4 protein-coding genes and 2 pseudogenes are annotated in these 6,929 nt (G+C 32.1%); all 6 read left to right on the top strand.

Going from position 1 to position 6,929, the window contains the following annotated elements; genetic code table 11:
* Nucleotides 1-122: 122 nt before the first annotated feature.
* Nucleotides 123-1,064: pseudogene (locus E5331_RS21040) on the top strand (Coenzyme F420 hydrogenase/dehydrogenase, beta subunit C-terminal domain); the annotation flags it as partial.
* 678 nt (nt 1,065-1,742) lie between these two features.
* A pseudogene (locus E5331_RS21035) lies at nt 1,743-1,898 on the top strand (DapH/DapD/GlmU-related protein); the annotation flags it as partial.
* Between the two features lie 46 nt (nt 1,899-1,944).
* Nucleotides 1,945-3,096: an NAD-dependent epimerase/dehydratase family protein gene (locus tag E5331_RS19065; protein WP_135986301.1), complete on the top strand. Its 1,152-nt coding sequence runs from the start codon at nt 1,945-1,947 to the stop codon at nt 3,094-3,096.
* Between the two features lie 158 nt (nt 3,097-3,254).
* The gene (locus E5331_RS19060) at nt 3,255-4,781 is read left to right on the top strand and encodes an MATE family efflux transporter (protein ID WP_275441309.1); all 1,527 of its coding nucleotides are present in this window, start codon (nt 3,255-3,257) and stop codon (nt 4,779-4,781) included.
* On the top strand, nt 4,766-5,758 hold the full coding sequence (locus tag E5331_RS19055; RefSeq protein ID WP_123482259.1) for a glycosyltransferase family 2 protein: 993 nt from the start codon (nt 4,766-4,768) through the stop codon (nt 5,756-5,758). The genes E5331_RS19060 and E5331_RS19055 overlap by 16 nt, the downstream gene beginning before the upstream one ends.
* 29 nt (nt 5,759-5,787) lie before the next feature.
* Entirely contained in the window at nt 5,788-6,927 is a 1,140-nt protein-coding gene (locus E5331_RS19050) for a polysaccharide pyruvyl transferase family protein (RefSeq protein ID WP_123482258.1), read from the top strand.
* Nucleotides 6,928-6,929 lie beyond the last annotated feature (2 nt).

Here is a 6,929-nt window from a genome sequence, read left to right as displayed (position 1 = left end):
CTGATTATTTGATTTGGTGCTCTTTTTTATTCACATTTGTTTTTAAACAAGCTCTAAATATACTACCTAGACAAGATTGAGTCGTTGGTATTAATATTTTTGTCAAAATTGATATAAATAAAATGATTGAAATAAAAAATAAAGTCGATTGTTGTGGATGTAATGCTTGCGGAGATATATGTCCCACAAACGCAATAACATTTAAAAATGATATTGAGGGCTTTTGGTATCCGGAAGTGAATACTGATAAGTGTATCAATTGCCATCTTTGTGAGAAGACATGTCCGATGTTGCATAAAGCAGATAGCGTTATTCGGTTTGATGTCCCAAAAGTATATGCCGCTTACTCAAAAGATGAAGAAATTAGAATTGATAGTACTTCGGGTGGTATATTTTCTGTTTTGGGGCAGAATCAATATAATAAAGGTTCATATGTTGGTGGGGCTGTATATAACGAAGACCATACTGTGTCTCAAATCATTAATAATGAGCCTTCTTCTCTGGGTAAATTGCGAAGTAGCAAATATTTACAGAGTAATGCTACTAATGTCTATAAAAAAATCAAAAAACTTTTAAGTGAGCAAAAAAGAGTTCTTTTTTGTGGTACGCCTTGTCAAATACAAGCGTTATATAGATTTTTAGGCAATAGGGATTATGATAATTTAGTGACAATTGACTTTATCTGTAGGGGAGTTAATTCTCCAAAAGTATTTCTTTCATATATGAAAATGCTTGAAACTCAATTTGGAGCAAAAGCTAATCGTATAAAGTTCAAGGCAAAAGAATGGGGCTGGCATAGATTCTCCATGAGGGTAAATTTTGAGAATGGTAAAGAATATTGTAAGGATCGCTATCATGATTTATTCTTTATTGGTTATCTTCAATCGGGTAATTTTGCTCGACCGTCTTGCTATGATTGTCCATTTAAAGGCTTTCCTCAGAAATCAGATATTACTTTAGCCGATTTTTGGGGTATTGAAAATATTGATCCTACAATGGATCAGGATAAAGGTACCTCTCTTGTTATGGTAAATTCAAAGAAAGGGGAACAATTATTTAATGAAATAAAGAATGACATAGTATGGAAACAGTTTACTCTTGAACAAGCTAGACTTTGCAATCCAGCAATGGATTCCTCATTAACACCATCAAATGACAATAGGAATGAATTCTTTAATGCTCTTGATAAAGATACATTTGATAAGGTTGCCAAAAGGTATTTCCCACTTCCAACTGTTAAAAATAAGTTAAAGAGATATCTGTCTGTCATGGGAGGAATAAAAAGGATGCTTAATTTTATAGGATATAGCCCCTTACATCTATTTAAGGTACTATCTTTAAATTTGTTTAGCAAACACTTGTCATCTACATCTAAAATATCGTTTTTCTTTACTCGGCATTGCATTTTAGATATTGCTAAAAATGCCTCAATAAGGATTAATGGTAAATTAAGAATGGGAGTAAATCAAGTAAAGAATAGCCGAATGGAAACACGGTTACTTTTGGAAAATAATGGGAGTCTTGAAATAACTGGAAATTTTTCCATATTTTCTGGCTCTTATATACGTATTGTTGAAAATGGACATTTGATTCTTCATGATGGATTTATAAACGAAAATGTACAAATTACATGTGGGGATAAGATAGAAATTGGACATGGATGTGCAATAGGAAGAGATGTGGTGATAAGATCTTACGATGGTCACATGATTAAGATGTCTGGTTATTCTATCTCCAAACCAATTAAGATTGGAAATCATGTTTGGATTGGTCAGGGAGCAACAATATTAAAGGGAGTAACAATTGGCGATGGTGCTATAATCGCAGCCGGGGCATTGGTGACAAAAGATGTACCGGCAAAATCAATTGTTGGCGGTGTTCCTGCTAAAGTTCTTAAAGATTCCGTGGAATGGTATTAATAATTCATGATTTTGTAGGTTCGTTATGAAAGTTTTAATCATAGGAGGAACTGGATGTATCAGTTCCGCAATTCTCTCAGAGTGTATATCAAATAAATTAGATGTAACAATTATCAATCGTGGACATAGGAAATCTAATATTCCAGATGGTATTCGTTTAATTATAGCGGATAAAAACGATGTGAATACTATACAGAAATCTATTTGCAATGATCACTTTGACGTAGTGATTGATTTTTTGTGTTATAATGCTGATGATATTAAAAAGAGCTTTAGTCTTTATTCAAAAGTTACATCTCAGTATTTCTTTATTTCTTCAGCTCAGGTGTATGACTATCCTAATATTGATGTAAGTTTTGAGGATTCCTCCAAGGTGGATTCCCGATGGGATTATAGTATTAATAAATGGGCAGCTGAGGAATGTCTGAGGGATTTGTCTCAAAAAACAAACACTGCATATACAATCATAAGACCATCAATAACATATGGGGATACGAGGATACCTTATGGAATCACTCCTCCTTATGGGAAACATGGCACCATAATAAAAAGGGTTCTTTTAGGAAAACCTATTATAAGATGGAATGAAGGTAAAAATTTGTGCAATATGATGCGTGTGGAAGATTTTGCAAAATTTTTTGTTCCTCTTATCGGAAATAAAAAGGCATATAATCAGGAGTTTAATATATGCGGTAATAATGTCTATTCTTTTGAGGAAGTATTACATGCAATAGAAGAGAATCTTAAAGTACCAGTCAAGACTATTGATCTCACTCCAGAAGAATATGCTGCTTATATTCCAGAAAGACGAGGTGAATTGATAGCTGGAAGATCAACCGATTGTAAAAGCTCATCATCCAAAGTTAAGTCAATAATACCTTTTGTCAACGAAGAATACGATATTAAGAGTGGTGTGGCGAAGACTATTGACGCTTATGTCAATAATAATTGGATGGATGGTATGGATTATTCTTTTGACGGAATATGTGACAAAGCTGTAAAAGACTGGTGCAATCGGAATAATTACAATCCCAAAGATTTCAATATCGGTTTTATTGATTATCTTGGAAATGCATCATGGAAAGATAAAATATCTTACTATTGTTCCTTTCATAAAGGAAGACTTGATGCTAAGATACTTAAATTTGCTACAAAAATTTATAATAAGTTGATTTAGATGTATATATCCCATGAATAGAAGAATGGTTTTATCAAATATTTATAATAGTAATGCAAAATATTCTCGATGAAAAGAATAGTTATTAAGAATAAATAAAAGAACGTAATATCTGATCAAACGCCTAAATAATAAAAGCGAAGTTTTATTTATATTATATGTCAAGTTCAAACAAAACTATAGCTAAAAATACAATTATGCTTTATATCAGGATGATCCTGAGTATGGTTATATCATTGTATACTTCAAGAGTGGTATTGGAAACTCTTGGAGTTACGGATTATGGTATTTTTAGCGTAGTTGGGGGTGTTGTAACCATGTTCTCATTTTTCAATTCTACAATGTCAGGAGCTACTTCAAGATTTTTGACTTTTGAGTTGGGAACTGGGAATGTGAAAAAATTAAAAGATACATTTTCTACAGCTGTAATTCTTCATTTCGTAATTGCTTTATGTATCGTAATTATTTGTGAAACGATAGGTATGTGGCTATTAAATAATAAATTAGTAATTCCTGTAGAACAGAAAATTGCAGCTCAGTGGGTATTTCATTTCTCAATATTGTCAATGTTTTTTAATATTATTCAAGTGCCATATAGTGCTTCTATAATAGCTCATGAAAAAATGGGAATATTTGCATATATTGAGATCGCAAATTCAATTCTTAGATTATTGATCGTTTATCTTCTTGTAGTTATTTGTATAAATAAATTGATTCTGTATTCTATTTTGACATGCTCAATATCTGCATTAATTTTATTTATATACATTTGTGTATGTAGATATCGTTTTGAAGAATGTCGAGTTTACGTTATATGGGATAAGTCTATAATAAAACCAATGTTGTCTTTTTCTGGATGGGACTTATATGGCAACATCAGTGTGATGGCACGGACACAAGGCGTAAATATGCTATTAAATATGTGGTTCGGTCCGATTATGAATGCTGCATCAGATATAGCTGCACGTGTACAGACTATAGTTCTTAATCTCTCTACAAATATCTCTATGGCTATACGTCCTCAGATTATAAAGTCGTATAGTACTTCTGATTATACTCGGATGTTATTTCTACTTCAGAATGGATCCCGTATTACATTTGTATTGATGTTATATTTTGCTGTTCCTTTAATTATTGAAGCAAAATATATTTTGAATCTTTGGTTAGGAGACGTACCAGATCATACTATTTTATTAATGAGATTGTCATTACTTTGGAATATTGCTGTTTCAATGACTATTACATTAAATTATTGTGTGCATGCAACTGGGTATGTTAAAATTGTAAGTATTTGTTCTGGAACATTATTTCTCCTCATAGTCCCGATTACGTATATAATGTTTAAGTTTGGTTATCCTTTTTGGTTACCCTATTTATTTAATATTATTACTGTAATTATTGCTTCTTTTTTTTCGTCATATACAATAAAAAAATTTGTCACAGCATTTTCTTTTTACAAGATAGTATTTAAAGATTTGTGTAAAGAATGGTTAGTTGTGTTCGTATTAATTGGTTCAATAGGATATATGTCTCAACAATTTGACGAATCTCCATTAAGATTAGTAATGGTGATTTTAGTTAATACTTTTATTACGACTGTTGTTGGGTTCTATTGTATTTTTCCCTCTGATTTAAGAATGAAAGTTATATATATATTACGTAAAAAACTATGCAAAAAGGTTTAGTATCAATTATTACGCCATGTTATAATGGCGAAAAATTTGTCTCAAGATTTTTAGACTCAGTACTTGACCAATCTTACACAAATATTGAACTAATAGTTATTAATGATGGTTCTACAGATCAAACTGAACAAATATTAAAAAGTTATGAAATAAAGTTTAAAGAAAAAGGTATAAAATTCATCCATTTATTTCAATCAAATGGAGGACAAAGTTCTGCTATTAATAAAGGGTTGGAAATCTTTTCAGGTGAATATTTGACATGGCCTGATTCTGATGATATCTTAACGCCAGATGCTATTGAAATAAAAATAAAATATATGGATGAACATCCAGACTGTGGAATTTTAATTTGTAAAACAGAAATAGTTGAGGATGTTACGTTTAAACGTTTAGGATTTTATCAACGAGTTATTGTAGATAGTAAAGATAATTTATTCCTTGATTTAATAACAGGTAATAATATTTATTATTCTCCAGGAGGATATATGGTTCGATCTTCAATGTTTAGGGATGCTATGCCAAATCCATTAATAATTCAATGTCCAAGAGAAATAGGACAAAATTATCAATTATTACTACCAATTGCATACAAATATCCGGCTGGATATATTGAAGACGTATGTTATAGATATATCGTAAGGGCAGGAAGTCATTCCCGAACAGCACATTCATTTTATAAAGAAATAGAGATTATAGGTATTTCTCAAAAGGTGTTGAGAAATATAATTAAAGATATAAAAATAAATGATGAGGATATTGAGGATATTAATAAAGCATTGATGATTCAAAAAGTAAAGAATTATTTGAGACTTATGTTGAATTATCATAGGGATGATTTATTGGTTGAAACGCAACAACTTATAAAAAATAATGATATTAAAGATAGGAATATTATTAAGGATTGTTATTTAGTAAAATATCCGTGTTTAAGGATATTAAATAGTGTGTATAATAGGATATTAAAATTATTAAAATAATTAGTGTCATAAATAGAATATCCATATAAATGAAAATTGCCATACTCACACTTCCTCTGCATACGAATTATGGGGGTATACTTCAGGCGTATGCACTTCAGACTGTTCTTCAGCGGATGGGGCATCATGTGGATGTGCTTGATACTGATATTATAAAATCACGTCCATGGTTTCTAATGCCGATTGTATATTCTAAGAGATTAATATACAAACTACTGAGAAAATCTGAGATACCGGTATTTTATGAGAGTAAACTTAAGCATGATAAACCGATAATACAATCAAATACAAACCAATTCATAAAGAATTATATATCGATTCATCACGTCAGTGGTCTTAATGAATTGTCATCAGGAGATTATGATTGTATCATAGTTGGCAGTGACCAGATATGGAGAAAGCCTTATTTCTGTGGGATGTGGCATTCCGGTATGGCTGATGGTTTTCTGAAATTTACTGGAACCTGGGAATCAGTCCGACGTATCGCGTATGCTGCATCATTCGGTGTAGATAACCTATCCGAATATACATCAGATGAAGAGAAGGAGTGTTCTAATGCTGTAAAGAGATTTGATAGTGTGTCAGTACGGGAAGACTCAGGCGTTGATATATGTAAAAATCAGTTTGATGTAAATGCACAAGCTGTACTTGATCCGACAATGTTATTAAATCGCTCGGATTATGAGCAACTAATTAACAATAAAGGCGAGGGGAAAAGTAAGGGGGATATGCTTTGCTATATACTTGATTCGGATGAATTCAAGACCAACGTAATAAAGCGAATTGCTGATGGAAAGGGATTGACACCGTTCAACGTGAATGCAGATGTTGACAATACCAAACTTCCGGCAACGGAACGCATACAGCCTGCTGTAGAGACATGGCTGAGAGGATTCCATGATGCAAACTTTGTAGTCACAGACAGTTTCCATGCATGCGTCTTCTCCATAATCTTCAACAAACCCTTTATCGCAATAGGGAATCTCGGGAGAGGAATGACACGTTTCACCTCCTTATTAAACCGTTTTGGACTGCAATCACGACTAATAGCAGATTCCGATAAAACGAATTTCGAAATGCCATCAGACATAGATTGGGATAAAGTGAATACGGTTCTTGAAGAAAGTCGTAAAGTTTCGCTCCAGTATCTAAAAAACGCACTAAAATAAGA

This window comes from Lepagella muris (assembly GCF_004793975.1).
In the GTDB taxonomy this organism is placed as follows: Bacteria; Bacteroidota; Bacteroidia; order Bacteroidales; family Muribaculaceae; genus Lepagella; species Lepagella muris.
This window is presented reverse-complemented; position numbering and strand designations above follow the sequence as displayed.

Bases quoted from the DNA above. Each gene is read 5' to 3' on its own strand.
- E5331_RS19065 (WP_135986301.1), top strand. From the start codon at position 1,945: ATGAAAGTTTTAATCATAGGAGGAACTGGATGTATCAGTTCCGCAATT.
- E5331_RS19060 (WP_275441309.1), top strand. From the start codon at position 3,255: ATGTCAAGTTCAAACAAAACTATAGCTAAAAATACAATTATGCTTTAT.
- E5331_RS19055 (WP_123482259.1), top strand. From the start codon at position 4,766: ATGCAAAAAGGTTTAGTATCAATTATTACGCCATGTTATAATGGCGAA.
- E5331_RS19050 (WP_123482258.1), top strand. From the start codon at position 5,788: ATGAAAATTGCCATACTCACACTTCCTCTGCATACGAATTATGGGGGT.